The sequence below is a fragment of the Mycobacterium sp. genome (genome assembly GCF_035633495.1).
GTDB lineage: Bacteria > Actinomycetota > Actinomycetes > Mycobacteriales > Mycobacteriaceae > Mycobacterium.
In genome coordinates this window covers 14,809-40,963 of sequence record NZ_DASQEU010000052.1, presented here as the reverse complement: position 1 = coordinate 40,963, position 26,155 = coordinate 14,809, and the positions used below count along the sequence as shown (strand labels likewise).

25 protein-coding genes are annotated in these 26,155 nt (G+C 65.9%); 10 read left to right on the top strand and 15 right to left on the bottom strand.

Translation table 11 applies throughout. The annotated features are described in order from the left end of the window. From VET27_RS07940 to VET27_RS07915, 6 genes are all read right to left on the bottom strand, one after another. Positions 1–577 (bottom strand): anti-sigma factor (locus tag VET27_RS07940; protein WP_526516799.1); only part of this gene is annotated, 577 nt, incomplete at its 3' end. After that, positions 574–1,155, bottom strand: a complete 582-nt coding sequence (locus tag VET27_RS07935; RefSeq protein ID WP_526516797.1) for an RNA polymerase sigma factor — start codon at positions 1,153–1,155, stop codon at positions 574–576. The genes VET27_RS07935 and VET27_RS07940, both read right to left, overlap by 4 nt. Then, complete coding sequence (locus tag VET27_RS07930; protein WP_526516795.1) at positions 1,152–1,937, bottom strand: DUF1295 domain-containing protein; 786 nt, start codon at positions 1,935–1,937, stop codon at positions 1,152–1,154. Before VET27_RS07930 ends, VET27_RS07935 begins: the two co-directional genes overlap by 4 nt. After that, entirely contained in the window at positions 1,934–3,217 is a 1,284-nt protein-coding gene (locus VET27_RS07925) for an SAM-dependent methyltransferase (protein WP_526516793.1), read from the bottom strand. Before VET27_RS07925 ends, VET27_RS07930 begins: the two co-directional genes overlap by 4 nt. Further along, positions 3,214–3,957 carry a DUF1365 domain-containing protein gene (locus tag VET27_RS07920; RefSeq protein ID WP_526516791.1) on the bottom strand — a complete coding sequence of 248 codons (744 nt, stop codon included), beginning with the start codon at positions 3,955–3,957 and terminating at the stop codon, positions 3,214–3,216. Before VET27_RS07920 ends, VET27_RS07925 begins: the two co-directional genes overlap by 4 nt. Further along, positions 3,951–5,270, bottom strand: coding sequence for an NAD(P)/FAD-dependent oxidoreductase (locus VET27_RS07915; protein ID WP_526516789.1), 1,320 nt, complete (start codon positions 5,268–5,270; stop codon positions 3,951–3,953). The genes VET27_RS07920 and VET27_RS07915 overlap by 7 nt, the downstream gene beginning before the upstream one ends. Positions 5,271–5,340: 70 nt before the next feature. On the opposite strand from VET27_RS07915, the gene VET27_RS07910 reads away from it, so the two are divergent. The 3 genes from VET27_RS07910 (at position 5,341) to VET27_RS07900 (ending at position 9,086) form a co-directional block, all read left to right on the top strand. Further along, positions 5,341–7,020 carry an amidohydrolase gene (locus tag VET27_RS07910; RefSeq protein WP_526516787.1) on the top strand — a complete coding sequence of 560 codons (1,680 nt, stop codon included), beginning with the start codon at positions 5,341–5,343 and terminating at the stop codon, positions 7,018–7,020. A 19-nt stretch (positions 7,021–7,039) separates the two neighbouring features. Continuing rightward, entirely contained in the window at positions 7,040–8,377 is a 1,338-nt protein-coding gene (locus VET27_RS07905; RefSeq protein WP_526516785.1) for an amino acid permease, read from the top strand. A 367-nt stretch (positions 8,378–8,744) separates the two neighbouring features. Then, positions 8,745–9,086: an STAS domain-containing protein gene (locus VET27_RS07900; RefSeq protein WP_526516783.1), complete on the top strand. Its 342-nt coding sequence runs from the start codon at positions 8,745–8,747 to the stop codon at positions 9,084–9,086. On the opposite strand, the gene VET27_RS07895 is transcribed toward VET27_RS07900, so the two are convergent. From VET27_RS07895 to VET27_RS07875, 5 genes are all read right to left on the bottom strand, one after another. Further along, positions 9,072–10,133 (bottom strand): poly-gamma-glutamate hydrolase family protein, encoded by a 1,062-nt coding sequence (locus VET27_RS07895; protein WP_526516781.1) that lies wholly within the window; start codon positions 10,131–10,133, stop codon positions 9,072–9,074. The two genes, VET27_RS07900 and VET27_RS07895, sit on opposite strands and share 15 nt — an antisense overlap. Further along, positions 10,134–11,375: an Nramp family divalent metal transporter gene (locus VET27_RS07890; RefSeq protein WP_526516779.1), complete on the bottom strand. Its 1,242-nt coding sequence runs from the start codon at positions 11,373–11,375 to the stop codon at positions 10,134–10,136. A gap of 310 nt (positions 11,376–11,685) precedes the next feature. Continuing rightward, positions 11,686–11,967 carry a hypothetical protein gene (locus VET27_RS07885; RefSeq protein WP_526516777.1) on the bottom strand — a complete coding sequence of 94 codons (282 nt, stop codon included), beginning with the start codon at positions 11,965–11,967 and terminating at the stop codon, positions 11,686–11,688. 29 nt (positions 11,968–11,996) lie between these two features. Further along, on the bottom strand, positions 11,997–13,073 hold the full coding sequence (locus VET27_RS07880) for an NAD(P)H-dependent amine dehydrogenase family protein (protein ID WP_526516775.1): 1,077 nt from the start codon (positions 13,071–13,073) through the stop codon (positions 11,997–11,999). Between the two features lie 11 nt (positions 13,074–13,084). Next, positions 13,085–13,876 carry an SDR family oxidoreductase gene (locus VET27_RS07875; RefSeq protein WP_526516773.1) on the bottom strand — a complete coding sequence of 264 codons (792 nt, stop codon included), beginning with the start codon at positions 13,874–13,876 and terminating at the stop codon, positions 13,085–13,087. Between the two features lie 277 nt (positions 13,877–14,153). Here VET27_RS07875 and VET27_RS07870 point away from each other — a divergent pair, with 277 nt between their 5' ends. After that, a complete protein-coding gene (locus tag VET27_RS07870; protein ID WP_526516771.1) occupies positions 14,154–15,023 on the top strand; it encodes a type IV toxin-antitoxin system AbiEi family antitoxin in 870 nt (289 codons plus the stop codon). Between the two features lie 19 nt (positions 15,024–15,042). Here the strand turns inward: VET27_RS07870 and VET27_RS07865 are convergent, their stop codons facing one another. The 4 genes from VET27_RS07865 to VET27_RS07850 are packed head-to-tail and all read right to left on the bottom strand — an operon-like array spanning position 15,043 to position 19,291. Further along, positions 15,043–16,068 carry a DUF2330 domain-containing protein gene (locus VET27_RS07865; RefSeq protein WP_526516769.1) on the bottom strand — a complete coding sequence of 342 codons (1,026 nt, stop codon included), beginning with the start codon at positions 16,066–16,068 and terminating at the stop codon, positions 15,043–15,045. A gap of 8 nt (positions 16,069–16,076) precedes the next feature. Beyond that, positions 16,077–16,934 carry a non-homologous end joining protein Ku gene (gene ku / locus VET27_RS07860; RefSeq protein ID WP_526516767.1) on the bottom strand — a complete coding sequence of 286 codons (858 nt, stop codon included), beginning with the start codon at positions 16,932–16,934 and terminating at the stop codon, positions 16,077–16,079. Between the two features lie 21 nt (positions 16,935–16,955). Beyond that, positions 16,956–17,873, bottom strand: coding sequence for a carbohydrate kinase family protein (locus VET27_RS07855; protein WP_526516765.1), 918 nt, complete (start codon positions 17,871–17,873; stop codon positions 16,956–16,958). Beyond that, positions 17,870–19,291, bottom strand: coding sequence for a mannitol dehydrogenase family protein (locus VET27_RS07850; protein ID WP_526516763.1), 1,422 nt, complete (start codon positions 19,289–19,291; stop codon positions 17,870–17,872). The genes VET27_RS07855 and VET27_RS07850 overlap by 4 nt, the downstream gene beginning before the upstream one ends. A 236-nt stretch (positions 19,292–19,527) precedes the next feature. Between VET27_RS07850 and VET27_RS07845 the strand changes: the two genes are divergently transcribed. The 6 genes from VET27_RS07845 to VET27_RS07820 are packed head-to-tail and all read left to right on the top strand — an operon-like array spanning position 19,528 to position 26,154. Beyond that, complete coding sequence (locus VET27_RS07845; RefSeq protein WP_526516761.1) at positions 19,528–20,484, top strand: sugar-binding transcriptional regulator; 957 nt, start codon at positions 19,528–19,530, stop codon at positions 20,482–20,484. A gap of 28 nt (positions 20,485–20,512) precedes the next feature. Continuing rightward, positions 20,513–21,898 (top strand): ABC transporter substrate-binding protein, encoded by a 1,386-nt coding sequence (locus VET27_RS07840; protein WP_526516759.1) that lies wholly within the window; start codon positions 20,513–20,515, stop codon positions 21,896–21,898. Beyond that, positions 21,898–22,872 (top strand): carbohydrate ABC transporter permease, encoded by a 975-nt coding sequence (locus VET27_RS07835; protein WP_526516757.1) that lies wholly within the window; start codon positions 21,898–21,900, stop codon positions 22,870–22,872. Before VET27_RS07840 ends, VET27_RS07835 begins: the two co-directional genes overlap by 1 nt. A gap of 1 nt (position 22,873) precedes the next feature. Continuing rightward, positions 22,874–23,746 carry a carbohydrate ABC transporter permease gene (locus VET27_RS07830; RefSeq protein ID WP_526516755.1) on the top strand — a complete coding sequence of 291 codons (873 nt, stop codon included), beginning with the start codon at positions 22,874–22,876 and terminating at the stop codon, positions 23,744–23,746. A 49-nt stretch (positions 23,747–23,795) separates the two neighbouring features. Beyond that, complete coding sequence (locus VET27_RS07825) at positions 23,796–24,884, top strand: ABC transporter ATP-binding protein (RefSeq protein ID WP_526516753.1); 1,089 nt, start codon at positions 23,796–23,798, stop codon at positions 24,882–24,884. 1 nt (position 24,885) lies between these two features. Continuing rightward, entirely contained in the window at positions 24,886–26,154 is a 1,269-nt protein-coding gene (locus tag VET27_RS07820; protein WP_526516751.1) for a DUF4032 domain-containing protein, read from the top strand. Position 26,155 lies beyond the last annotated feature (1 nt).

Below are 26,155 nucleotides of genomic sequence, written 5' to 3'. Positions count from 1 at the left end.
CGTCCATGGTGCCCGCCGACTCCGTGCCGTTCGCTCCCATCAGCCACATCTGGTAGACGGTGCCGGCCTTGGGCGGCGCGACGTTGTTCATCACCAGCACGCCTTCGTTGCGTTCGCGGGAGAACACCACGGTGGCGGTGCCGCCGGTCGGGATGTCGCCCGACACCGTTCGGACGTCTGCTGCGGCGAAGATCCGCTCGGCCGCCGTCGGCTTCGGTTCCGGCCGCACCGCGATTCCGACGCCGACTGCGCCCAGGCCGATGGCCACCGCGGCTGCAGCGGCGAACGTGGCGGTACGCCAGCGGGTCGATTGCGGACGCATCTCGATCACCTTGCCGCCGTCGACGGCCGCCATCAGTCGCTCACGCAGATGGCCCGGCGGCTCGATTGCGGTCGAAGCGGACACCCGCGCCATCGTTTCGCGCACCGCCCGTACCTCGTCGGCGAAGGCGATGGCAACGGGGGTGGGCGCGTTGGCCAGCTGTCTGTCGATGTCGTCGAGATCGGACTGCGGCATCGCATGCAGCGCGTAGGGGGTAGCGAGAACCAGTAGGTCGTTGGCGTTTGGTTCGGTCACGAGACACCCAGACACTTGCGCAAGCACCGGATGCCGTCTCGCATCCGTGACTTGATGGTGGCAAGATTCGCCGACAAACGCTCCGATACCTGGACATATGTCAGGCCTTCGTAATACGCGAGTTGAATGCACTCGCGCTGCGGATCGGTCAACGAATCCAGGCACTGGGTGACTTGGCGCTGCTCATCGAGCTGGATGACGGTCTCGGCGACGCGGTCCGCGGGCAGATCGACGTTCGCGGCCCCGTAGCGCGACTCCCGCTGGCTACCCGACTGCTCGGACCGCACCCGGTCGACCGCCCTGCGGTGCGCCAAGGTCATGAGCCAGGCGAGAGGCGTACCGGCCGACGGGTTGTAGCTGGCCGCGTTCCGCCATACCTGCAGGTAGACGTCTTGCGTCGTCTCCTCGCTGTAACCGGGGTCGCGGAGGATGCGCAGAACCAAGCCGAACACTCTGGCGCGGGTCAGGTCGTAGAACGCGGCAAATGCCTCGACGTCCTGTTGCGCTACCCGGCGCAGCAATGCGTCGAGGTCGGCCGTCACGCCGCGAAGTGTACTGGGCCTGGCGACAGTAGTCACGATATTCGCGATCTGGGCGGGCGAGGCACGAAAAATGATGTGCGAGCACAGTATTCACCATAGCCGCGGCGGTCGGCCATTATTCGCTCAGTCAGCCGGGCTCCGGTGGCGTACACGAGGAAGTAAGTCATCAACACGGGGGACAGCACCGTCGCCAACGAAGGCCACCCCGCAATGCTGACGAGCCACAGACCCCACCACACTGCCGAATCGCCGAAGTAGTTGGGGTGCCGTGTCCAGGACCATAGGCCGCGGTCCATGATCGTTCCCGTGTTGGCCGGTTCGGCCTTGAACCGCCGAAGCTGATGGTCGCCCACGGCTTCGAACAGCACGCCGACCACCCACAGCGCCACGCCGGCGACCAAGAGCGGCACCAGTCCGCGCGGAGTCGCCCCGAGCGTGGCCGAAAGCTGCAGCGGAAGTGAGATGAACCACGCCATGGCCGCTTGGATCAGGAAGATCTTGCGGATCACGTTCATGGGCGAGAAGTCCCCGCGCAGCAGCTTGTCGTAGCGGGGGTCCTCACCCTTGCCTGCGGACTTGCCGACCATGTGCCACGCCAGTCGCAATCCCCACACCGCGACCAAGACCAGGAGCAGCAGCCGACGGAAGAGATCACCGCTGCCGACCGCCGCAGCGACCGCCGCGACGACGACGAAGCTCAAACCCCACGTGACGTCGACGACGTTGTAGCGACCGATGCGGCGCCCGACGACGAAGGTAGCGCCGTAGACCACCACCAGAATCGCCAGCGACGCAGCGGAAACGAAGACGAAGCTCATCGGACGTCCACCGGGGAGCCGGTCGGTGCGAACGTCCACTGGTAGACGTCGAGGTAACCGGACCGGAAGCCGGCCTCGGAGTACGCCAGGTACAGCTCCCACATCCGCTGGAACACCTCGTCGAATCCCAATGCCGACACCACGTCCCGGCGCTCGTCGAAGCGCTCGCGCCACAACCGCAGCGTCTCGGCGTAGTGGGGACGCAAGGACAGCATGCCGATGGTGCGCAACCGCGTCTCGCGCTCGGTGATCCCGACGACCGCTTCGACGGACGGGATCAGCCCGCCGGGGAAGATGTACTTCTGAATCCAGGTATACGTATTGCGAGACTTCGACATTCGGTCGTGAGGCATGGTGATGGCTTGGATCGCGACGCGTCCGCCGGGGGACACCAACCGATCGAGGGCATGGAAGTACGTGGGCCAGAACCGGTATCCCACGGCCTCGATCATCTCGACCGCTACGACGGCGTCGTAGCACCCCTCGACCTCGCGGTAGTCCTTGAGTTCGATGGTGACCCTGTCGGACAGCCCCGCGGCCGCCACGCGTTCCCGGGCTAGGCACTGCTGTTCGGCCGAGAGCGTGATCGAGTGGACCTGCGCACCGCGGGAGGCGGCACGAATGCATAATTCACCCCAGCCCGTGCCGATCTCGAGGACCCGACTGCCCGGGCCGACGCGCGCCGAGTCGAGCAGCCGGTCGATCTTGCGGTGCTGCCCGGCTTCCAGCGCCGACCACACTGGCTGCGAGTCTTCGAACAGCGCACTGGAGTAGGTCATGGTGCCGTCGAGGAATTCCGCGAAGAGTTCGTTCGACAGGTCGTAGTGGTCCGCGATGTTGTCCCGTGCCTGCTTGAGGCTGTTGATCATCGTGTGGGGATGCCGTACCACCGCGAGCGGGCGAAGCCATTGCAGTGCCGGGGGAACCAGGTCGGCGATCGAGTTGGCGAAGGCGGTGAGGACACCCGCGAGGTCGTCGGAACTCCACTCGCCTGCCATGTACGACTCGCCGAACCCGATGAGTCCCGAGCGGCCGACGCGGCGAAACAACGCGTCGGGGCGATGGATCTCCATGGTCGGCAAGGTGGGATCGGCTGCGCCGACGACGGTTCCGTCCGGGTATCGCAGGCGCAGCGGCAATCGCGCTGCGGCCCGCGTCAGGAACGACTCCGCCACCTGCGCGGCGGCCAAGTTGACGGGGCCCCTGGGGACGCGGCTGACCGATGGCCAACGATCGAGATGCGAAGTGGTACCGATGTTTCCGGTCGTGTCGATGGTCACAGCTGACCGACCTTCTCCCTCTCGACCACGGGAACGCGCGGAACCACCGGCACTTGTCGTGCCCACAGCGTGACGCCCTGGATGCGAATCCACATCGCGCCCATCAACGGTGCCACCGGTGCCACCATCTGGAGCCGCAGGACATTCGCGATCGATGCCTTGCGTCGCGTCCCCTGCAGGGTTGCGACGAAGGCGGGCTTGTTCTCGCGGTGCAGCGAGATCGTCACGTCCAGCTCGGCGTCGGGACGTGGCGCCCGCACCAGGTAGTAGCCGTCGACGTCGTTGAACGGTGATACGTAGAGCGCCTTCTTCACCGCGGCAGGCTGATCACCCGTAGGTGGCAACAGGTAGGCGTGACGGTCCCCGTAGGTGTTGTGCACCTCGGCGATCACGTGACGCAGCACGCCCTGGCTGTCATGGCACCAGAAGACGCTCAGCGGATTGAACACGTAGCCGAGCACCCTCGCCTGCATCAACGCTGTGACGGTGCCGCCGGGCAGCTCGATGCCCCGTTCGGCGAGGTAGCTGTCGACCCGGGCCCGCAGCGTGTCTTCGCCACCGCGTGTCGGCGGTGAAAGGTGGTCGGCGGCTTCGAATCTGGCGAAGGGCTGCAGCCACCCGGGCAGTTGCGGCAGGTTGTCGACGTCGACGTACCAGCAGTAGCCGCGCTGCTCGAAGTAGTGGTGCACGGGCGAACGACGGAGATGGGTGATCCGCGTCCGGTAGAGGGCGGTCAGCATGACGCCGACTCCAGGCTCGCCGCGGCGTGCCATTGCGCTCCGAGTCGCTCGGCGGCCCGCAGACCCGATGCGGCACCGTCCTCGTGGAATCCCCAGCCGTGATATGCACCGGCGAACGTCAGCCTGTCGTCGTCGATCGTCGGCAACAGTGCCTGTGCGCCAACGGATTCGGGGGTATAGAGCGGGTGGTAGTAGGTCATCTCCGCGATCACCGCGGCCGGGTCGACGTGCTCTTGGCCGCCCAGGGTGACGAGGAAGCGTTTGGGCCCCGTGAGACCCATCAGCCGAGTGATGTCATAGGTCACCAGAACGTGGTCCGTCTTGGGGGTTGCCAGGTAGTTCCAGGAGGCTCTGGCGCGGGGCCGCCGCGGAAGCACCGACTCGTCGGTGTGCAGCTGGGCGTGGTTGGTGGAGTAGCGGATGGCGCCGAGCACCGTGCGCTGGGCGGCGGTGGGCGTGGGGAGCATGCGCAGGGCCTGATCCGGATGTGTGGCGATCACGGCTGCGTCGAACTGTCGAGGCGCCGCATCACCGACCGAGATCTGCACGCCGTCGGGCACCCGTTTCACCGAACGGACCGGCGAGCCGGGAGACACCTCGTGAATCCTCCGAGCGATCGCCTCGACGTAGGTGGCAGACCCGCCGACGACGGTCCGCCACGTCGGCGACCCGAACACCGACAACATTCCGTGGTGCTGCAGGAACTCGAAGAGGTAGCGGGCGGGGTAGCGCATCGCGTCACCGGGCGCGCACGACCACACGGCCGCCACCAGCGGCGTCATGAAGTGTGCGACGAAGTACGGCGAGAAACCCTGGCGCGCGACGAACGACCCGAGCGTCTCGTCCGACTCTTCGCTGCCCAATTCCGTGTCCAGCAACCGGGTCGCCTCGCGGTGGAATCGCTTGACCTCGCCGAGCATTCGAAGGTAGCGGGGGCGGACCAGGTTCGACAGCGAAGGGAACAGTCCGCCGATGCCGCGCGCACCCGCGTACTCGAGGCCCGTTGCCCCGACGCGGTCGTCGCGCACGGACATCGACATGTCCGTGTCGTGCGTTTCGATGCCCAGTTCGGAGAACAAGCGGCACAACGTGGGATAGGTGCGGTCGTTGTGCACCAGGAAGGCGGAGTCGACGCCGACGACGTCACCGTCGCCGCGATCGACGAAGTGGGTGTGCGCATGTCCGCCCAGTCGGCTGTCGGCTTCGAACAGCGTCACCTGATTGCGGGCGGACAGCACGTGGGCCGCCACGAGCCCGGCAACGCCACTTCCGACGACTGCGATCGACCGCCCGTCGAGGTCATCTCTTTCCACGATCTGTATTCGTCACCAGGCACGGGACGGATGGGTGTCGTTCGCATTGCGCATCCCTTGACCCCGCGTAATGTGCCAAACCGTGGCGACGACGCTGTTTCGCAACGGAACCGTATGGACGGGGGCGTCCGGACCGACGGTTGACGCTCTTCTCATCGACGACGGCGTCATCACTGAGGTGGGTCAAGCCGCCCTATCGGCGGCTGCCGAGTCAGGGGCGACCGAGGTCGACCTCGCGGGCGGCTTTCTGATGCCGTCGTTCGGCGACGGGCATGCCCATCCACTGCTGGGTGGTCTGGAGTTCGTCGGGCCTGCGGTGCGACCGTGCACGTCGGTCGCGGAGATCGTCGAGGCGGTGCGGTCGTATGCCGAGGCGCATCCCGACGAGGAGTGGATCGTCGGCGCCTCCTATGACGGCAGCCTGGCGCCCGGCGGCCTGTTCGACGCACGCTGGCTGGACGAGGCCGTGCCCGACCGGCCGGTGGCGCTACGGGCGTGGGACTACCACACGATGTGGGTCAATTCCGTTGCGCTGCAGCGGGCGGGCATCACGTCGGACACGCCTGATCCGGTGCTCGGCGAGATTCCGCATCGCGAGGACGGGTCGGTGCTCGGCACCCTGCGCGAGTGGGGTGCGGTGGACCTGGTCGCCGCCGTCATGCCCGCGCGGGACGAGGACGTGCGCGTGGCCGCGCTCGGCACTGCCGCCGACTACTACCTAGCCAGGGGCGTCACCTGGGTGCAGGACGCGTGGGTGGAACCCGGCGACGTCGACACCTACGTCGCGGCCGCTCGCCGCGACGCCCTGCGCATCCGGTTCAACCTGGCTCTGTATGCGGATCCGCGCCACTTCGACGCGCAGTTGGCCGGCTTCGCGGAAGCGCGTCGTCGGGTGGAGGAGGTCGGCTCGCCGCTGCTGACCGCGCAGACGGTGAAGTTCTTCGCGGACGGCGTCGTGGAGAACGAGACCGGAGCGCTTCTGGCGCCGTACTGCTCCGGCCTGCACGACCACTCCGGAGGGCAGGAGCGCAGCGACTCGGGAGAGGTCGTGGGCATGCAGGTCTGGGAGGGCGACACCCTGGCCCAGGCCGCCCGCCGCGTCGACGAACTCGGCCTGCAGATCCACATCCACGCCATCGGTGACGCCGCGGTGCGCCAGGCGCTGGACGCCATCGAGTTCGCGATAAAGTCCAACCGCCCGCGTGATCGCCGCCCGGTGATCGCGCACGTGCAGCTTGTCGACGACGCCGACTTGGCACGCTTCGCCAAGCTCGGGGTGATCCCCTGCATGCAGCCGCTGTGGGCGCAGATGGATGCGCTGATGACCGTGCTGACCATTCCGCGCCTCGGCGTCGAGCGCGCCGACAAGCAGTACCGGATGCGCAGCCTCGACGAGTCGGGCGCGCCGCTGGCGCTCGGCTCGGACTGGCCGGTGTCGTCGGGGGCGCCACTCGACGGCATCGCCATCGGGGTCTCGCGGCGCACCCCGGAGGGGGATCCCGAGGGCGGCTGGATCCCCGAGGAGATCCTGACCGTCGAACGCGCCTTGAGTGCCTACACCGCGGGCGTCGCCGAGCAGGCGTTCGCCGAGGCAACCTGGGGCCGTCTAATTCCAGGCGCCTGCGCGGATCTGGTGTGGCTGGACCGCGACCCGCGCGAGACGCCTGCGCTGGAGCTGCCCGGCCTCGGCATTAGGGGCACGTACCTCCGCGGCGAGCTCGGTCGACCGTTCGTTCCGCCAGAGCAGTAGAGATCCGGAAGGAAGCGCCATGTCGTCGACGACGTCAGTCGAGATCGAGGGTCACCTCAAACGCGCGCTGAGCGTACCCGCCCTGGTGCTGTTCGGCATGGTCTACATGGTGCCGCTCACGGTGTTCACCACCTACGGCATCGTCACCCAGCTGACCGGAGGCCGACTGTCGGTCGCCTACCTGGTGACGCTCGCCGCGATGGTGTTCACCGCCAGGTCTTATGCCCGGATGTCGGCGGCCTTCCCGGTGGCCGGGTCGACCTACGCGTACACGCAGAGGACGTTCGGCGCGCCGATCGGCTTCCTGGCCGGCTGGTCGCTACTTCTCGACTATCTGTTCCTGCCGATGCTGAACTATCTGGTCATCGGCATCTACATGGAGGCGGCGATCCCGGCAGTACCCGCCTGGATGTGGATTCTAGCGTCGATCGTCGTGGTGACGGTGCTCAACGTCATCGGCATCGTCTCGGTGGCGCGCGCCAACTTCCTGCTGCTCGCGTTGCAGATCGTCTTCATCGTCGTTTTCGTGGTGATGGCCTTCATGACCATCACCAAGGCGGGCAACGTCAACCTCATGGCGCCGTTCACCGGTGACGGCTCGGTCAGCGGGGCGGGCCCGATCTTCGCGGGTGCGGCGATCCTGTGCCTGTCCTTCCTCGGGTTCGATGCGGTTTCGACGATGTCCGAGGAGGCGAAGGACCCTACGCGCAGCGTGCCCAAGGCGATCATGATCGCGACCGTGGTGTGCGGACTCATCTTCTTCGGTCTGTCCTACGTGTCCCAGTTGGTGTTCCCGTCGAACCAGTTCGCGGACGTCGACTCCGGTTCGTTGGACGTGATGACCTCGGCGGGCGGCCAGTTCCTGAACACGTTCTTCACCGCCGCCTACATCGCGGGCTGCATCGGTTCCGCGCTCACGTCGCAGGCATCGGTGGCCAGAATCCTCTACGCGATGGGGCGCGACGGCATCATGCCGCGCAAGGTATTCGGATACGTCTCCCTGCGCTTCGCGACGCCGACGTTCGCCATCGTGGTGGTGTCGGTGATCTCGCTCGTCGCGCTGTGGATCGACCTGGGCTTTCTGGCCTCCATCGTCAGTTTCGGCGCGCTGACCGCCTTCTCGGCGGTGAACCTCACCGTCATCAAGCACTACTTCGTCGATGAGGGGGAGAAGAACGTACTCAACAACCTGCTGCTGCCTCTGATCGGCTTCATCCTGACGGTGTGGCTGTGGACCAGCCTGTCCTGGCTCACGCTGCAGGTCGGGCTGATCTGGCTGGCGATCGGCTTCGTCTGGCTGCTGATCGTGACGCGTGGGTTCCAGCGTCCGACGCCGGTACTGGACATGGAGGAGTAGCGGGCGCACCGGTGATTAATGGCTACGGATTCCGTGGTCGCGCGCTCGATGCACGTCACGACGGTGCCCGTCGGGCCAGGATGCGGAAGCGAAAGTTAGCTACTAGAGGCTTCGGCAACGGAATGCGTCGTCATCGGTGGTTTCGAGCCCCGTATTGACGTTTAGGTACGACTTTTCCGCAGTGTGCAAATGTCGCCACACACGTGCGGATTCCGTTGTACTTTGCCCATACGTCGAGTACTCGGCGGCCCTTTCATCCGCGCTTCGAGCTCAGGGGGTCACGATGACACCCATCGGAACATGCCGTCTCTACCGTCCGGATCCGACGTCCATCGGTGTCCACGAGCGGTGGGGCGGAGCAAGCGTGATGGCGACTCGCACGCGCGATTCACTCGTCGTGTCGGTCCACGGAGAGGTCGACGCCGGCAATTCCGCGCGGCTGGCCGACTACGTGGAGCGCCACGCCGCGATCGCGGGAAGCCTCGTCGTCGACACCAGCGCAGTCGAATTCTTCGGCGCCTCCGCTCTGGCCGTCCTGCATCGGGTCGATCGCTGCTGCATCAGGGGCGGCGTGGGTTGGCGACTCGTCGCGGGCCCCGCGGTCAGGCGGGTCATGCGGGTCTGCGGTACGACGGATCTGCCGCAGGCCGAGAACGTCGAAACGGCGCTCCGCCACCTGGGTTCGCAGCACGCGTCAGTCAGCCACTGACCGCCAAGCCTTGGCCGCCGACGTCAGTCCGGCGACGAGCGCGGACGTCGGGGCGCACAATCCGTCGTCGCCCACGGGCCCACTGCGCGGACTGGTTCCCCGGACCCTCGGCGTCAGCTCGAGTTGCGCCCCGCCGCCACGGGCGCGGTTCACGGGGTTGTCGCGGTGCAGCCCACGCAGTTCGCGGGGAATCGCCTCGAGGTCGGTGATCACCTCGTACCCGGGCACGGACACGTGCTCGGCCAGGTGAGCGGCCAGCGCCCGGTTCCGGCCACCCGCCAACAGTTGCATGGTGCGGCCGATGCGGCCGTAGCCGTGCAGCGAGACGACGACGTCGACGTGGTCGAGGAACGCGTCAAGACGTTCGGACTCCCCGGCCCGGTACGCCGAGGACGACAGGTGGTGTGGGTAATGGTCGGGGTGACGGACGACGTACGCCGACGCGTCGGCGGCCAGCGCAACCCGTTCGGCGATCACGTCGGTCATCTTCTCCAGCCCCCCGCCGTGGATGGCGAGAAAGCCGAAGCGCGAGCGCAGCGTGCTGGACTCGACCACGTCGGGATCGGCGAGTAATTCCGAAAGAGATTGCGGCGCAGGCAGATCGGTTGGTTCGAGCCGACGAGGCCAATTGACCGGGTCCCATCGCGCGAGGTAGTCCAGCCAGCGCTGCGGCAGCCCGTGATGAACGGCGCCGTCGATGATCCGCTCCAGGTAGCCCGGACGAGGCGCCCCCGGCTCCACGCGGTGATCGACGTAGACCCACGCTTCGGCGGGACCGTCGCCGGTGTGCACCGTCATGCGACCGCGGCGGTATCGCACCGGAACGCCCTCGGCGCTGTCGAGTACCTCCAGGTCGTGGTCACTGACCTGCCACAGCACGCCGTGCACCTGCGCACCGTCGAGAGGCTCCACGGTCGCGACACCGCGTTCGTTGATGAGCCAGTCGTGATCGGCGAGCGTGGCCGGCTGTGGGTCCCTGGCGCCGGGGCAGCGTCGCGCCATCTGCGTCACGTCCAGGTTGGACCCGTACGCGAAGTATGGCTGCATTCAGCCGGTGACTGTCAGATAGATGAGGACCACGTTGAGAACACTAATGACCCCGGCGACCGTCCAACCGAGCGCCGTGGTGACGCGATGGTTGACGTCGCCGCCCATCAGCTGCCGGTTGCTGGTCAGGCGTACCAGCGGTATCAGCGCGAACGGGATGCCGAACGACAGCACCACCTGCGACAACACCAGTGCGCGGCTGGGATCGACACCGATGGCCAGCACGACGAGGGCGGGAATCAGGGTGACCAGTCGGCGCAGCAGCAGCGGGTAGGACTTCCGCAACAGGCCCTGCATGATCATCGCGCCCGCGTAGGCGCCGACCGATGTCGAGGCGAGCCCGGACGCCAGCAGTCCGATGGCGAACAACAGCGCGACGGTGTGGCCCAACGTGCTCTGTACCGCTACGTACGCGCCCTCGATGGAGTCGGTGTTCTCCATGCCCTGCAGGTTGGTGGCGGCGACGAGCAGCATCGCGAGGTTCACCGCGCCTGCGACGAGCATGGCGAGACCGACGTCGTAGCGGGTGGCCCGCAACAGCCGGCGTCTCCGCGGCCCGGCTTCCGGTTGGCCATGGCGATCGCGGGCCAGTCCCGAGTGCAGGTACACGGCGTGCGGCATGACGGTCGCACCGAGCATCGCCGTCGCGAGCAGGATGCTCTCCGCGCCGTCGAAACGCGGCATCAGGCCGCCGATCACGTCGCTCGGTGCGGGTGGCTCGACGAACAGGCTGGTGAGGAAGCCGACGGCGATGACGACGAGCAGGCCGGTGATGACCCGCTCGAACACCCGCTGGCCGCGGCGGTTCTGCACGGCCAACAGCAGCAGCGAGACGACGCCGGTGATGACGCCGCCGATCAGCAGTGGAAGGTCGAACAGTAGGAACAGCGCGATAGCGCCACCCACCACCTCCGCGAGATCGGTTGCCATGGCGACTAACTCGGCTTGCAGCCAGTAGGCGACCCGGGTGCTGGTGCGGGAGTTGTCCGCAACCCCTTCCGGGAGGGTTCGTCCTGTGACGAGCCCGAGTTTGGCCGACAGGTACTGCACCAGCCCGGCCATGACGTTGGCGACCAGGATGACCCACACGAGGAGGAAGCCGTACTGGGCGCCGGCGCTGACGTTGGCCGCGACGTTGCCGGGATCGACGTAGGCGATGGCCGCCACGAAGGCGGGACCGAGCATCGTCACGATGGCGCGTTGCGGCGCCTTGGCCGTGATCGACAACTCAGTCCTCTCCATCCGGTCGGGCGAATAGAAAAGTTAGGTTAGCCGAAACCTAGCATTCAGACCAATGGGAGCGCGCGTCGGCCGGTTACCAGGGGAACCCGACGGCGAAGCCGCCGTATGGCCACCAGGGATTGCCGTTCATCGCGGGAGGGGACGTCGTGATCTGCGAATGTCCGGGGGTCTCGCACTGCGTGGTCGTCGGACCGGTCTTGGTGCACTGAGGCGCTGCTGCCGCGGTAGGTGCCAGCAATACTGCGCTGGCGATTCCCGCTACTGCGAAAACCATTGTCAGGTAACGCATTTAAGCCTCCGTATGGACCCTCTATCGGCGGCCGCCGCCGCCGATGATCAAGGCGGGCCCGTAGAACTCGTCGTCCCAGGGGTAGAGGTACGTGGGGACGTCGGGTGCCGTGGCCGTGATCTGCACGTTTCCGGGCGTCTGGCACTGGGTGATGCCGGTGCCTGTGGTTCCGCCACCGCCAGCGGTCGTGCAAGCAGGAAGATTCGACACCTCGGTCGGATCAGCCGAGGCGGTCGGGGCGACGACGACCGCTGCCGCAGCGCCCGCCGATGCGATCAAACCGATGAGATAACGCGTCCGCATGGCAGGCCCTTCGTTACGCCAACTGACAGTCAATTGGCAGCGTACAGCCCTTTTCCGGTGACGAGTGGCAAGTTCAACGTCGTGCAGATGCCCGCTGGTGCGGCGACGACCTCGGAGATCGCGTTGACCACGCGCGCCGCCGTCGCCACCAACCCCGCATGATTGTGATCGCCGTGGGGGCTGCTCAAGCACAGGTCGAGGGCGTAGGTCGGCTCGCCGGTGATCTCGATGCGGTACGAGCCGCCTTCCTGCGCAGGTTGCGGCCAGTCCGGGCAGAGATCGTCTCGGGTCCGGGTGACGTGCTCGAGGACCACGGCGGGCTTCCCGACGAACATGCCGCGCACCTCGAAGCGAATTGCCGCAGTGGTGCCCTTCGCGATGTGTCCGGATGCGATGTCGAAGTCCTCCGGCGCCGCTTCGCGGACGTACGTCTCGGTGACCTCGTCGAGATCGATGGCCAGACCGGCGGCGAGCTGCCGAACGACCGACCCCCACGCCAGGCTGAGCACGCCCGGTTGCAGCAGCATCGGGACCTCGTCGAGTGGTTTGCCGAAGCCCATCACGTCGAACATCACGGTGGCGCTGTCGTAGGTGTCGTAGTTGATGATCTCCATGCAGCGGATCTGCTCGATGCTCTGGCATGTGCCCGCCAGCGCCATCGGCAGCAGGTCGTTGGCGAAGCCAGGGTCGATGCCGTTGACGAACAGGCTGGCCTTGCCCGCCTCTGCGGCATCCTGGATGGGCGCGATCATCTCGTCGGGCAGCGTGCCCCAGGGGTATTGAAGGAACACCGCAGCGCTGGCGACGACGTTGACGCCGGCCGCCAGGATGCGGCGGTAGTCCTCGAGCGCCTCGACGAGCCGGTTGTCGGCCATCGCGGTGTAGACCACGCATTCGGGTTCGGCGGCGAGAATGACCTCCAGGTCGGTGGTGGCCTTGATGCCCGTCGAATCGTCAAGTCCCGCAAGCTCGGCGGCGTCCTTGCCTGCCTTCGCCTCCGACGACACCCAGACTCCGGTCAGCTCGAATCGAGGATCTGTGATCAGCTGCGTCAGCGCGTGCTTGCCGACGTTGCCGGTACCGATCGCGGCGACTTTGATTGCCATGCCTGTGCTCCTCAGAGGTCGGGGATCGGAAGGTCGAGGTTCGGGAAGGTGATGCCACCGTCGACCTCGAGTGTCTTGCCGGTCAGGAAGCTACCCGCGGGCGACGCGAGATAGACGGCGGCCGCGGCGATGTCGAGCGGGTCGCCCAGTCGACGCATGGGGGTGACCTTCTCCATCGGCGTGCGCAGTTCGTCGTTGCTCGCCACGATCTCGAGTGCCGAGGTGAGGATCGAACCCGGGGCGATGGCGTTGACCCGGATTCGTGGTGCGAGGTCGAGGGCGGAGAGTCGGGTGTAGTGCGCCAGAGCCGCCTTGGCGGTGCCGTAGGCGGCGAACCCGCGACCGGCGACGCGGCCCATCGTCGAGGTGATGTTGATGATGCTGCCGCCGCCGGAGTGTTCCAACATCAACGGGACGGCGGCGGTCGTGAGCGCGTGGGCCGTCGCCACGTTGAACGTGAAGGCGTCGCGCAGATCCTTCGTTGACGTATTCAGTAACGGACTGGGCATGGTGCCGCCAACGTTGTTGACGACGATGTCTAGTTTGCCGAACGCCTCGACGGCGGCGTCGGCGAGCTTGGCGGTCTCGTCCGGATGCGCCAGGTCGGCGACCACGACGTGCGCGCTGCGTCCGGTGGCGCGAATCTGTTCGGCTACTTCGTCGAGTTGCGATTGCGTCCGCGCCGCAATCAGCACGTCAGCACCCGCTTCCGCGAATGCCAGCGCCATCGCGGCACCGAGTCCGCGGCCTGCACCGGTGACGACGGCTACCTGGTCGTCCAGCTTGAATCTGTCGAGAATCACGTGCGCCCACGCTACTAGAACACGTTCTAACTTTGTGCGAGTTCTGCACAGTGGCTGCATTTCGTCCGGTATCGCGACCCTGTTGCAGATGTCGCGGAGGCGAGCGCTGCGTCGTAGTGGTCGTGCCGTGGACCAGCCGCCGAGTTCTGCAAGAGGGCTGCGATGCGTCCGAGATCGCGACCCCGCTGCAGAAGTCGCGGAGGCGGGGTTGGGTCGCCTGTGCATAAGTCAATCGCGTGAGACGTTTTCGTCGGCTCCTGAGGTCAGCATCCTTCGCATGTGGCAGCCAATCGTCGGTAATGAATCGATCCGCGACGGTCTACTCACGCGCGGGCAATTGCGATGGAACTACACCGCCGTCCATCCTCGCGTTTACCTCCCCAGGGACGCCGAGCAGACGGTGCTGACGAATGCGCACGCGGCGTGGCTTTGGACGGGCCGCCGCGGTGTCATCGCAGGGCGCGCGGCGGCGGCGTTGCACGGCGCCAAGTGGGTCGATGCGTCGACACCCATCGAGGTGATCACTGAACACACGCGACGGCGTGCCGGAATCATCGTGCGCGAGGAGCGAATCGGGGCTGACGAGATCACCGAGGTCTGCGGTCTACCCGTGACCAGGCTGGCGCGCACGGCGTTGGACCTAGGCCGTCATCTCGATCGCAATGCGGCGGTGGCTCACCTCGACGCGTTGGCCGCCGCAACGGGCGTGTCGGCGGGCGCCGCGCTCGAGCTGGCCGAACGATATCGGGGGGCGCGGGGGGTCCGACGGGCTCGAACGGCCTTGGCGCTGATGGATGCCGGGGCACAGTCGCCCAGGGAGACCTGGCTGCGGCTCGTCCTCATCGACGATGGGCTGCCGCCGCCAAGAACCCAGATCAGAGTCTCCGACGGCGTTGCTCAAGCATTCATCGACATGGGGTACGACGAGCCCAAGGTGGGCCTGGACTACGAGGGCGCGCACCACAGCGCCGAGCGGAAACAGTATGTCCACGACATCGGGCGGGCCGACGTGATCGATGGCCAAAGCTGGATCGATCTGAGGGTGGTCGTCGAACACAGCCGACGGTTCACCCTTGATCGAGTGCGTGCGGCCTTCGCCCGTCGGGGGTGGACTCCACCCCCGACGAGTTCTGCGCGTTGGTCGTGATGCCGCGGAAGTGGCAGCCCTACCGCAGAAATCGGCGCGAAGTGCGAAGTCGCCACATGACGAACACCGCGACGATCAGGGCGGTGACGACGATCAGGGCGATACCCGCCAACAGGACGAAGCCGGAGACGTTTGTCGACTCGTAGACCACGTCCCGGTACTCGGTGTCCTGCGGCGCGCGCTCGAAGGTGAAGTCGGCCGTGATCTTCGACGGGTCGTAGATGGACACGAACATCTCGGTGAGAAAGGCGTTGTCCCCGACCATCTCGGCGAGATCGGCGTTGGTGGCAGTCTCCACCCAGCCGGCGAACGTGTAGTCGGTGTACTGCCCCGCGGCGTCGGGATCGGTGCGCTGCAGCCGGTGATCGGACACCGCGTAGATCCGCACCCGCTGGGCATCACGCGCGGCAGCCGACATCCGCATCGGGTACACCAGACGGTAGGCGTCGAACGTCAGCTTCACGGGGTCCAGTGGGCCGTCGAGCGGCTGCGGGCTGGTCAGCCGCATCGCGACGAACGACCAGCCTTCGCGCGAATACGGTTCCAGTGACGCGAGCATCTCGGGGCGCATCGCGTATCCGTGTTCGGTCAACCACGACGTCAGACCGTTCAGGTCGCCGCCGGTCAGCGTCGTGGCCTCGATCGGTCCGAGTTGAACCTGCGCCAGTGCGATCGGCGCCCCCGCGCCACCCGGAGCTCCGACAGAGCCCTCGCCCGCATCGATGTCCGGCCACCACTGCCAGGTGTGCTCGACGCGGGGCGCGGTCATGTCCCGAAGCTCGTCGAACAGCGCGGGACTCGCGCTGGACGCCACGGCCGGCGTCGGCGTCGGTACGACGAGTGCCGCGTCGTCGGCGTCCGACTGCAAACCCAGTTGCATGATCAGGGTTTCCTCGCGGCCGTCCCAGTGGATCAAGGCCAGCTCGTCACCCGTGGACGCGTTCGCATCGCTGCTGACGAAGCCACCGCATGCGCATGCCGATGCCGGCGCGACCGTCGAACCCAGGACGAGCGCCGCGGCCAGCAGTGCCGCAATGGATCGCATCGCGCCACCTACTTCTTGGCCGGAGCCTTCTTGGCGGGCTTGTCATCGTCGTCGGAGCCAGAACTCGAACTCGACTGTCGCGCCTTCACACTGGCCTCGAGTTTCGCCAGCAGGTCTGAGACGTCGTCGGTCTCGTCCAGATCCGCGGTGGGCTGCTCCTCGACCGCGAACGCCTCACCGCCGTCGATCTTGGCCAGGATCAGCTCCATCATCTCGACGCGGTAGTCGTCGGTGAACGCCTCGGGGTGGAAGTCGTCCGTCATCGATTCGACCACCTGGCCCGCCATCTTCAACTCGGCGGGCTTGATGTCGACCTTCTTGTCCAACTCTGGGAAGTCGGGGTCACGGATCTCGTCGGGCCACAGCAGGGTGTGCACGATCATGACTTCGCGCTTGCCGAACTCCTTGACGCGCAACGCCGCAAGCCGCGTCTTGCTGCGTAGCGCGAAGTGCACGATCGCGACCCGGTCGGTCTTGGCGAGGGTCTCCGCCAGCAGCACGTAGGACTTCGAGGACTTCGAGTCGGGCTCCAGGAAGTAGCTCTTGTCGTACATCAACGGGTCGATCTGCTCGGCGGGAACGAACTCGACCACCTCGATCTCGCGGCTGCGTTCCTCGGGCAGCGTGGCGATGTCCTCGTCGGTGATGATCACCGTTTGACCGTCTTCGGAGTCGTACGACTTTGCGATGTCCCGATATTCGACGACCTCGCCGCATACCTCGCACACCCGCTTGTAGCGGATGCGGCCGTTGTCCTTCGCATGCACCTGGTGGAACTTGATGTCATGGTCTTCGGTCGCGCTGTAGACCTTGACCGGCACGTTCACCAGGCCGAAGGCGACGGATCCCTTCCAGATGGAACGCATGCCCCAGTATGGCTCACAGGTTCACCCCAGTTGAAGAGCGGCGCGATCGGGCAGGTCTGCTCCCGCTCGCGCGACGGTCACCGCCGACGCGAGCGCCGCGGCGCCCAACACGCCCTTCAAGGTGTCGACGTCGATGCGGGCCAAGGCCGCACGCCGGTCGCCGCCCAGCAGGTCCAACGACCACAGGGCGTCGATGAGCCCGGTCATGAACGAGTCGCCCGCACCGACGGTATCGACCACCTCGACCGGACGCGCGTCCACGTGCACCGTGCCCGCGGCGCAGGTCGCGAACGCTCCCTGCCCGCCCATCGTCACGGCGACGATGGACGGGCCGAGTGCCTGCCAGGCCGTCGCGATCTGTTCGGGCGTGCGGGTCGGATCGATCCAGCGCAGATCCTCGTCGCTGGCCTTCACGACGTCGGCCTTCTCGACGAGCCGGTCGATCCGGCGCACGGCCTGCCCGCGGTCGGCGATCAGGGCAGGCCGTACGTTCGGGTCGAACGTGATGGTCGCGGCCAGTCGATAGGCGTCGAGCAGCGCGGCCGTCGCCAGGCAGCCGGGGTCCAGGAACCCGGCGATCGAACCGGTGTGGACGATCAGTGGCGGAGGCACTTCGGGAGTGCCCGTCAGCTGCCAGTCGATGTCGAATGTGTAGGTCGCAGCACCGTTTTCGTCGATCTTGGCCGCGGCCGTGGGCGTGCGGGCGGCACTGATGCTGCCAGGGACCAGCCGAACACCGGAGGCCTCCACGTAGTCGATGATGCGCCGTCCGCGCTCGTCGTCGGCGATGTGGGTCAGGAAGTCGACGCCGCGATCCAGCCTGCCCAGCCCGACCGCGACGTTCAGCGGGCTGCCGCCGACGTGTTCACCGAGGACGCGTCCTTCGCGCTCGACGATGTCGATCAACGCCTCACCGATGACCAGTGCCCGCTGCGTCATGGGGTGACGTCCGCGTGCATCAGCGCCTCCAACGTCGCGCGGGCGCCGTCGCGGTGCAACGAATCCAGCGCCCACAGGTAGGCCTCGACGAAGCGCTGCTGCTGGGCGAGATCTCCGAACACCGCGGTGTTCTCGATGAAGGCCCTCGGGTTGTCGAGTTGCGACTTGGCGATCGGCACCAGCGATTCCGCGAGCTGATCCTGTACGTCGATGGGTTCGCCCTGTTCGTCGACACCCTCGGCGTAACGGGCCCAGCTTGCGACGGTGGCCGCGGACAGCCGAATCGGCGCGCCCGTTTCGAGATTCTCCCTGACGACGGGCAGCAACCACTTCGGGATGCGATCCGATGAGCCGGAGCACAGCCGGACGATGGTGTCGCGCACGCCCGGGTTGGCGAAGCGCTCGATCGCGGTCTGCTTGAACTCCGGCAGGTCGATCCCCGGGACGGGCTTGAGCGTCGGCGTCGCCTCCGAATCCATGTACTCGCGCAGGAACTTGGCGAACAGCGGGTCTCCCGCGGCATCGTTCACCAGCCGGTAGCCGGCCAGATAGGCGAAGTAGCACAGGGCCTGGTGGCCGGCATTGAGCAGCCGTAGCTTCATCAGCTCATAGGGCGTGACGTCCTCGACCACCAGTACGCCGACGTCCTCGTACGGCGGCCTCCCGTCGGAGAAGTCGTCCTCCAGCACCCAGGCGGTGAACGGTTCGGCAGCCACGGGCCACTCGTCTTCGACGTCGAAGTCGGCCGCCAGCCTCTCGATCACCTCCGGTGTGGTGACCGGGGTGATGCGGTCGACCATCGAGTTGGGGAACCGGGTGTTGGCCTTCATCCATGCGGCCAGCACGGGGTCGGTCCTCTCCGCGTACGCGGTGAACGCCTCTCGGGCGACGCCGCCATTGACCTCGATGTTGTCGCACGACACGATGGTCGGTGACGGCACGCCGCGCTCCTTGCGACGCGCGAGGGCAACGGTCACCAGCCCGAAGACGCTGTCGGGCCCGGCGCCATCGATGAAGTAGCCGCCCTCGGTGATCGTCAGCGAGACGATGCGCGTGGTCGGTGCGGCGATCAGTTCGATGACGGCCTCAGGGTCGTCGGGCGCAAACCGGTAATCGACGATCGAGCCGATCACGCGCGCGTCGCGACTGCCGTCGGGGTTCATCGCAATCAACGTGTAGAGGCCGTCCTGATCGGACATGACCTTCGCCATCTTGCGATCGCCGGGCAGCACGCCGACGCCGCAGATACCCCAATCCTTGGCCAGGCCCATCTCGAGCAGACGATCGACGTACATCGCCTGATGTGCGCGGTGAAAGCCGCCGACTCCGAAATGCACTATGCCGACACTGATTTCACTTCGGTCGTAGCTCGGCTTGGCGATAGGGATCTCTGCCAGGGACGCGTTGTTGAGTTTCATGACATCACCACCACTTCCTTGACGCTACCCCGCAGTCGGTGGGCCTCAAGCCCCATTTGGGAGGTCTTGGATGGCGAATCGCCCCTATTCGGTTTGAAAACCGAAATGTTGTGTACGTCACATCTAGATGTTAGCGTGATGAGCATCTGCACGCACCCCTGAGCGTTTGCTCACACAAGATCGAGGAAGGTGGAGCGGAGATCGTGGCGACACCAACACCGACGTCGAATGGCAGGGTGGCCGAACCCCCTGCCGATGCGGCCCCGAACGGCGGGGCGACGCCGGAAGATCTCCGCCTCGCCCTCCGCGCGGCCACCCTCTACTACCTGGACGGACTTACCCAGGCGGAGATCGCCGCGAAGCTCGGTGTTTCGCGGCCGACGGCCGGCAGGCTGATCGCCAGGGCGAAGGCCAGGGGCCTGGTCCGAATCGAGGTCGTCGTCCCGCCGACCATGAAGGACGACCTGCACGCCGATGAAGAACGCCTCCTCGAGCAGCGGTACGGCTTGACCGAAGCGGTCGTGACCGGGCATCTGGGCCGGGCCGCGGGAGCGCTCCTCATGCGGCGCCTCTCCGAGAACGACGTCCTCGGCTTCACCTGGGGCCCGGAGCAGGTCGCCGCCGTCACCGCGTTGACGCCGGGCGTGGCCAGCTGCCGCGTAGTCGTGCAACTCGACGGTGCGATGTCCACCGCCGCGTATCAGACCGGGATGGAATTCATCCTCAGTCGCGGGGCGGACATGTTGCGCGCCAGCGCCATGCGGCTCCCGGCGCCGCTTTACGCCGACCCGTCGACGGTGGTCTCCATGCGCAGCGACTCGGTGATCTCGCGGACGTTGGAGACTGGCCGGCGCGCCGACACGATGCTGTTCGGCGTCGGGCCGACGAGCACGTCCACGACGTTGTTCGAGGGCAGCTTCCTCGACACCAGGATTCTCGACGAACTGGTGTCACTCGGTGCCGTCGGTGAGATCGGCGGTCGGTTCTTCGACTCGGACGGAGCGCCCGTCGTGACCGAGCTCGCACACCGTGCGGTGTCCGTGCCGTTGGAAGACATCCGCAAGTGCGGCAAGACCATCCTGGTGTGCAGCGGCCCGTCCAAACACGAGGCGACGCTCGCTGCGCTTCGCGGCGGGCTGGCGAAGTTACTGGTATGCGACATCGATTGTGCACGTTGGCTTTTGGATCAGTAGGAATCGCAAATCGAGAAAGTGTTACTCAATGAGGATTGGGGTGAAGACAAAAGTGACAAGAGCACTGCGAAAGCTGTCGGTGTGCGCCGTGGCCGTCGGCCTGACGCTGACCGCCGGTTGTGCTGGCGCGGGCAGCTTGGGGGGGTCGAAGGACGAGGTGACGATCGCCTTGGTATCCAACTCGCAGATGGCGGACGCCCAGAAGTTGTCGACCGAGTTCGAAAAGGACAATCCCGGCACCAAGCTGAAGTTCATTTCGCTGTCCGAGAACCAGGCGCGCGCCAAGATCACCATGTCTGCCGCGATGGGCGGCAGTGAGTTCGACGCCGTGATGATCAGCAATTTCGAGGCCCCAGAGTGGGCGAAAAACGGATGGCTGAAAAACCTGGAGCCCTTCATCGCGGACACACCCGGTTACGACAAGAACGACTTCATCTCGTCGCTGCGGGACTCGCTGTCGTACGAGGGCAACATGTACGCGGTCCCGTTCTACGGTGAGTCGTCCTTCCTGATGTACCGCAAGGACCTCTTCGAACAGGCCGGCATCAAGGTCAATGAGGATCCGAACTACCAGCCGACCTGGCAGGAAGTCTCTGGGTGGGCCGACAAGTTGAAGACCGATGACCGGGCGGGCATCTGCCTGCGCGGCAAGCCCGGCTGGGGCGAGGTGCTCGCGCCGCTCGACACGGTGATCAACACCTTCGGCGGGCGCTGGTTCGACGAACAGTGGAATGCGCAACTCGACAGTCCGGAAGTGAAGAAGGCAGTCAACTTCTACGTCGATACGATCAAGCGCTCGGGTGAAATCGGAGCCGCCTCAACCGGATTCCAGGAGTGCGCCAACCTGTTCGGTCAGGGGCAGACGGCGATGTGGTACGACGCGACGTCGGCGGTCTCGGTGCTAGAGGATCCCAAGACCTACCCGGATCTGGTCGGCAAGATCGGTTACCTGCCCGCTCCGATCGTCGAGAAGCCGAACTCGGGTTGGCTGTACACCTGGGCGCTGGGCATTCCGACGCACGCCAAGAACCCCGATGGCGCGTGGAAGTTCATCTCCTGGATGACTAGCAAGGACTACATGAAACTGGTCGGGGAGAAGCTGGGCTGGGCGCGCGTCCCACCGGGCAGCCGTACCTCGACCTACACGGACCTTCCGGAGTACGAGGCGATCTCGAAGTCGTACGGGCCGCTGACCCTGAAGTCGATTCAGAATGCGACCCCCAACAAGCCTACGGTGCAACCGGTTCCGTACACCGGAGTGCAGTTCGTCGGGATCCCCGAGTTCCAGGATCTCGGGACGCGGGTGAGCCAACAGATCAGCGCCGCGATCGCCGGACAGAAGTCCGTCGACGATGCGCTCGCCCAGGCACAGGAATACGCCGCAGTCGTCGGCCGGACATACCAGGAGAAGTGATGACCCTTATTGCTGATACCGAGGCCGGCGCCAGCCAAAAGGCGGTGGCGGAACGGGTCAAGAAGATCCGGGAAGCACAGGACACCGGCGTGAGCCGCGCCGAGGGTTGGCGCCGGCGTGGTCCGCTGCTCCCCGCGCTGATCTTCATGATATTGGTCACGCAGGTTCCCTTCGTGTTCACCTTGTACTACTCGACGTTGTCGTGGAACCTGGTGCGGCCGGGCTCGAGGCAGTTCGTCGGGTTCAACAACTACATCGCGGTGGTCAAGGACAGTCAGTTCTGGTCGGTGGCCTTCAATACCGTCGTTCTGATCGTCGGCGTCGTGTTGATTTCGGCGCTACTGGGCCTGCTGCTGGCGTTGCTGCTCGATCGCGCATTCCTCGGTAGGGGAGTCGTGCGGACGCTGCTCATCACGCCGTTTCTGGTCACACCCGTTGCGGGAGCACTGATCTGGAAGACGACGATCCTGGACCCGAACAACGGCATCCTGAACTGGCTGCTCTCGCTGGTAGGCATCGGCAAGGTCGACTGGATCGGTCAGTTCCCGTTGGCGATGGTGATGGTGGAGCTCATCTGGCAGTGGACGCCGTTCATGATGCTGCTGATCCTCGCCGGCCTGACGTCGATGCCGCGCGACCAACTGGAGGCGGGTCGAGTCGACGGCGCGGGAGCGCTTCAACTCTTCCGAGAGCTGACGCTGCCCCACCTTCGGCGCTTCATCGAGCTGGGGGTGGTGCTGGGAGCGATCTACCTGATCAACACCTTCGACGCGATCTTCATGATGACGCAGGGCGGGCCCGGTATCGCCAGTGCGAACCTGCCGTTCTACATCTATCAGCGCGCGTTCCTCGGTTTCGACATGGGCCAGGCCGCGGCCATGGGTGTGGTGGTGGTCATCTTCACGATCATCATCGCCAACTTCGCGCTCCGGTTGATCTTCAAATCATTCTCCGGCAAGGAAGAGGCAGCCTGACATGACTACCACTGCTACCGAAAGCGTCTCGGCCACAACGGCCCCGGCGCACGCACGCAAGAAGAAGTCCCGCAAGTTCAGCCCGTGGGGCGTGGTGGCATGGATCGCCGCGCTCGGGTTCGTCTTCCCGGTGGTCTGGATGGTCCTGACGTCCTTCAAGCAAGAAAGTGACGCCGCGACCAGCCCGCCGAAACTGTTCTTCACCCCGACGCTGGATCAGTACGGGGCAGTCTTCGATCAGGGCATCGGGCCGGCCATGCTCAACTCGGTGTTCGCCACCGGGCTTTCGACACTGCTCGTGCTCCTGCTCGGGGTGCCTGCCGCCTTCGCGCTGTCGCTGCGCCCGGTCCGCAAGACTCAGGATGCGTTGTTCTTCTTCATGAGCACCAAGATGTTGCCGATCGTGGCGGTGATCCTTCCGCTGTACGTGATCGTGTCGAATATCGGCCTGCTGGATAATATTTGGGCATTGGTGATTCTGTACACGGCGATGAATCTGCCGATCGCGGTCTGGATGATGCGGTCGTTCTTCATGGAGGTTCCCGGCGAACTGCTGGAGGCGGCCAGCCTAGACGGGGCGAGCCTGTGGCGCTCGGTACGCGAGGTGATCCTGCCATTGGTGTCACCAGGCATCGCGGCGACCGCGCTGATCTGTGTGATCTTCGCCTGGAACGAGTTCTTCTTCGCGGTGAACCTGACCGCGGTGAACGCTCAGACCATGCCGGTGTACCTCGTCGGCTTCATCGCCGGTGAGGGTCAGTACTGGGCCGTGCTGTCGGCGGCCGCAACCATGGCCGCACTGCCCGTGATGCTCTGCGGCTGGTTCGCCCAAAACAAGTTGGTGCGCGGACTTTCGTTCGGCGCGATCAAGTAGCCCCGGCCCCCTGCCACCCAATATCCCTTAGAGCGGAAAGAGAACAGACATGGCATCGATCACCTACAAGAACGCGTCCTGCATCTACGAGGGCTCCGACACGCTCGCGGTCGACAACCTCAACCTGGACATTCAGGACGGCGAATTCATCGTCCTGGTCGGCCCGTCCGGCTCCGGCAAGAGCACCGCGTTGCGCATGTTAGCCGGCCTCGAGGACATCGACGAAGGCGCCATCGAGATCGGCGGCAAGGACATGACGGGTGTGCCGTCCAAGGACCGCGACATCGCGATGGTGTTCCAGAACTACGCGCTGTACCCGAACAAGACCGTCGCCGAGAACATGGGCTTCGCGCTGAAACTGCGTGGGGTGTCGGCCGAAGAGCGGCGCAAGAAGGTCGAGAATGCCGCCAAGATCCTCGACCTCACCGAGCATCTGGATCGCAAGCCCGCCAAGCTGTCCGGCGGTCAGCGCCAGCGTGTCGCGATGGGCCGCGCCATCGTCCGCGAACCCCAGGTGTTCTGCATGGACGAGCCATTGAGCAACCTCGACGCCAAGCTGCGCGTGCAGACCCGCACTCAGATCGCCGCGCTGCAACGCCGCCTGGGCACCACCACCGTCTACGTCACCCACGACCAGGTGGAGGCGATGACGATGGGTGACCGGGTGGCCGTATTGCGCTTCGGGAAACTGCAGCAATTCGCTTCGCCCAACGAGCTCTACGACCGGCCGGCGAATGCCTTCGTCGCAGGTTTCATCGGATCGCCTGCGATGAACCTGTTCACGGCACCGATCGCCTCCGACGGTGTGCGGATCGGGGACTCGACGCTGGAACTCGAACGGGACCAACTGAACAAGCTGAGCGAGGCGGGCCTCAAGGAGGTCACCATCGGAATCCGGCCGGAGCAGTTCGAGATCACCGATTCCGGTGGCGTGGAGGTCGTCGTCGACCTCGTCGAAGACCTCGGCAGCGAGGCCTATGTCTACACGCATGCGGGCTCGGGCCCCGGCAGCGTCGAACTGGTGGCACGCTGCAACCCGCGCACGGCGCCCAGGTTGGCCGACACGGTGCGGTTGCGCAGGGATCCCGACGGAGCAGTCCACCTGTTCGATCCAAGCTCGGGCGAACGCCTCAACTGAGATGCGTGCACCGGAGTTGCGGCTCCGTGCACCAACTCCCGACCTCCTCGGGCTGCCTTGGGACAGGCCGCTTTCGGAGTGGGTGGTCCCAGACGTACCACTGCGCGACATCGCCGTGGGCATGAGCCGTCACCTGGTGAAGTTCGTCGATGCCGACGGCCATCTCTGGGCGGTCAAGGACATGCCTGCGCGGATCGCGGTCAAGGAGTACGACGTACTGCGCAGACTCGAGGACATGGGGCTGCCCGCGGTGCATCCGGCGGGGCTGGTACTGCAGCCAGAGTTCGACACCGCGATCCTGGTGACCCGTTATCTCGAGGGATCCTGGCAGTACCGCAGGCTGTTCATGCGGCTGCCGCCCGACCAGCCGAGGCACCGGGCCCGCCTGCTGGATGCGATGGCGGGCTTGCTGGTCGAACTGCACCGGCACGGAGTGTTCTGGGGTGACTGTTCGTTGGCGAACACGTTGTTCTCGCGTGACGGGCAGCTTCTGCAGGCCTGGCTGGTCGATGCCGAGACCTCCGAGATCCACCCGCAGCTGAGCAGGGGACAGCGCAGGCATGACCTCGAGATCCTGGTGGAGAACGTCGCGGAGGGGCTAGTCGATCTCGCCGAGCGTCTCGGCCTGCCGGAGGAGATGCACGGCACGCTGATCGCCGAAGCCGAACAGGTTCAGGCCCGTTACGACACGCTCTGGGAGTTGCTTCACACCGAGCCGGTCTTCGGCTTCTCCGACCGGTACCGCGTCGAGGGAACCATCCGCCGTCTCAACGATCTCGGCTTCGCCGTCGACGAGCTCTCGCTGCAGCCGGACGGGACGGACCCGAGCCGCATGCGGGTACGCGTGGCCGTCGGCGACCGTCGATATCACGCGCAGCATCTTCAGGAGCTGACCGGACTGGACGTCGGCGAGGGACAGGCGGCCATCCTGCTTGGCGACCTGCACGCCTACCAGGCGCAGTTGTGCGCGGAGGCAGGCCACGACGTGGATGAGTCGACGGCCGCGCGGCTGTGGGTCATCGAGATACTGACCCCGTATGAACAACTGGCGCACCAGGTTCTGCAGTACCGGGGCACCGCGATCCAGGCGTACTGCGACCTGCTCGAGGTGCGGTGGCTGCTCAGCGAGAAGGCAGGCCGCGACGTCGGCACCAACAAGGCTCTCGCGGCGCTGGCCGGTGATGTCATCCCGACCGATTCCGCCGCCAAGATGGCCGTCGCCGAAGTGCCGACGGCACCGTTCGCGGTGTTGCAGATGGATGACGACTGAC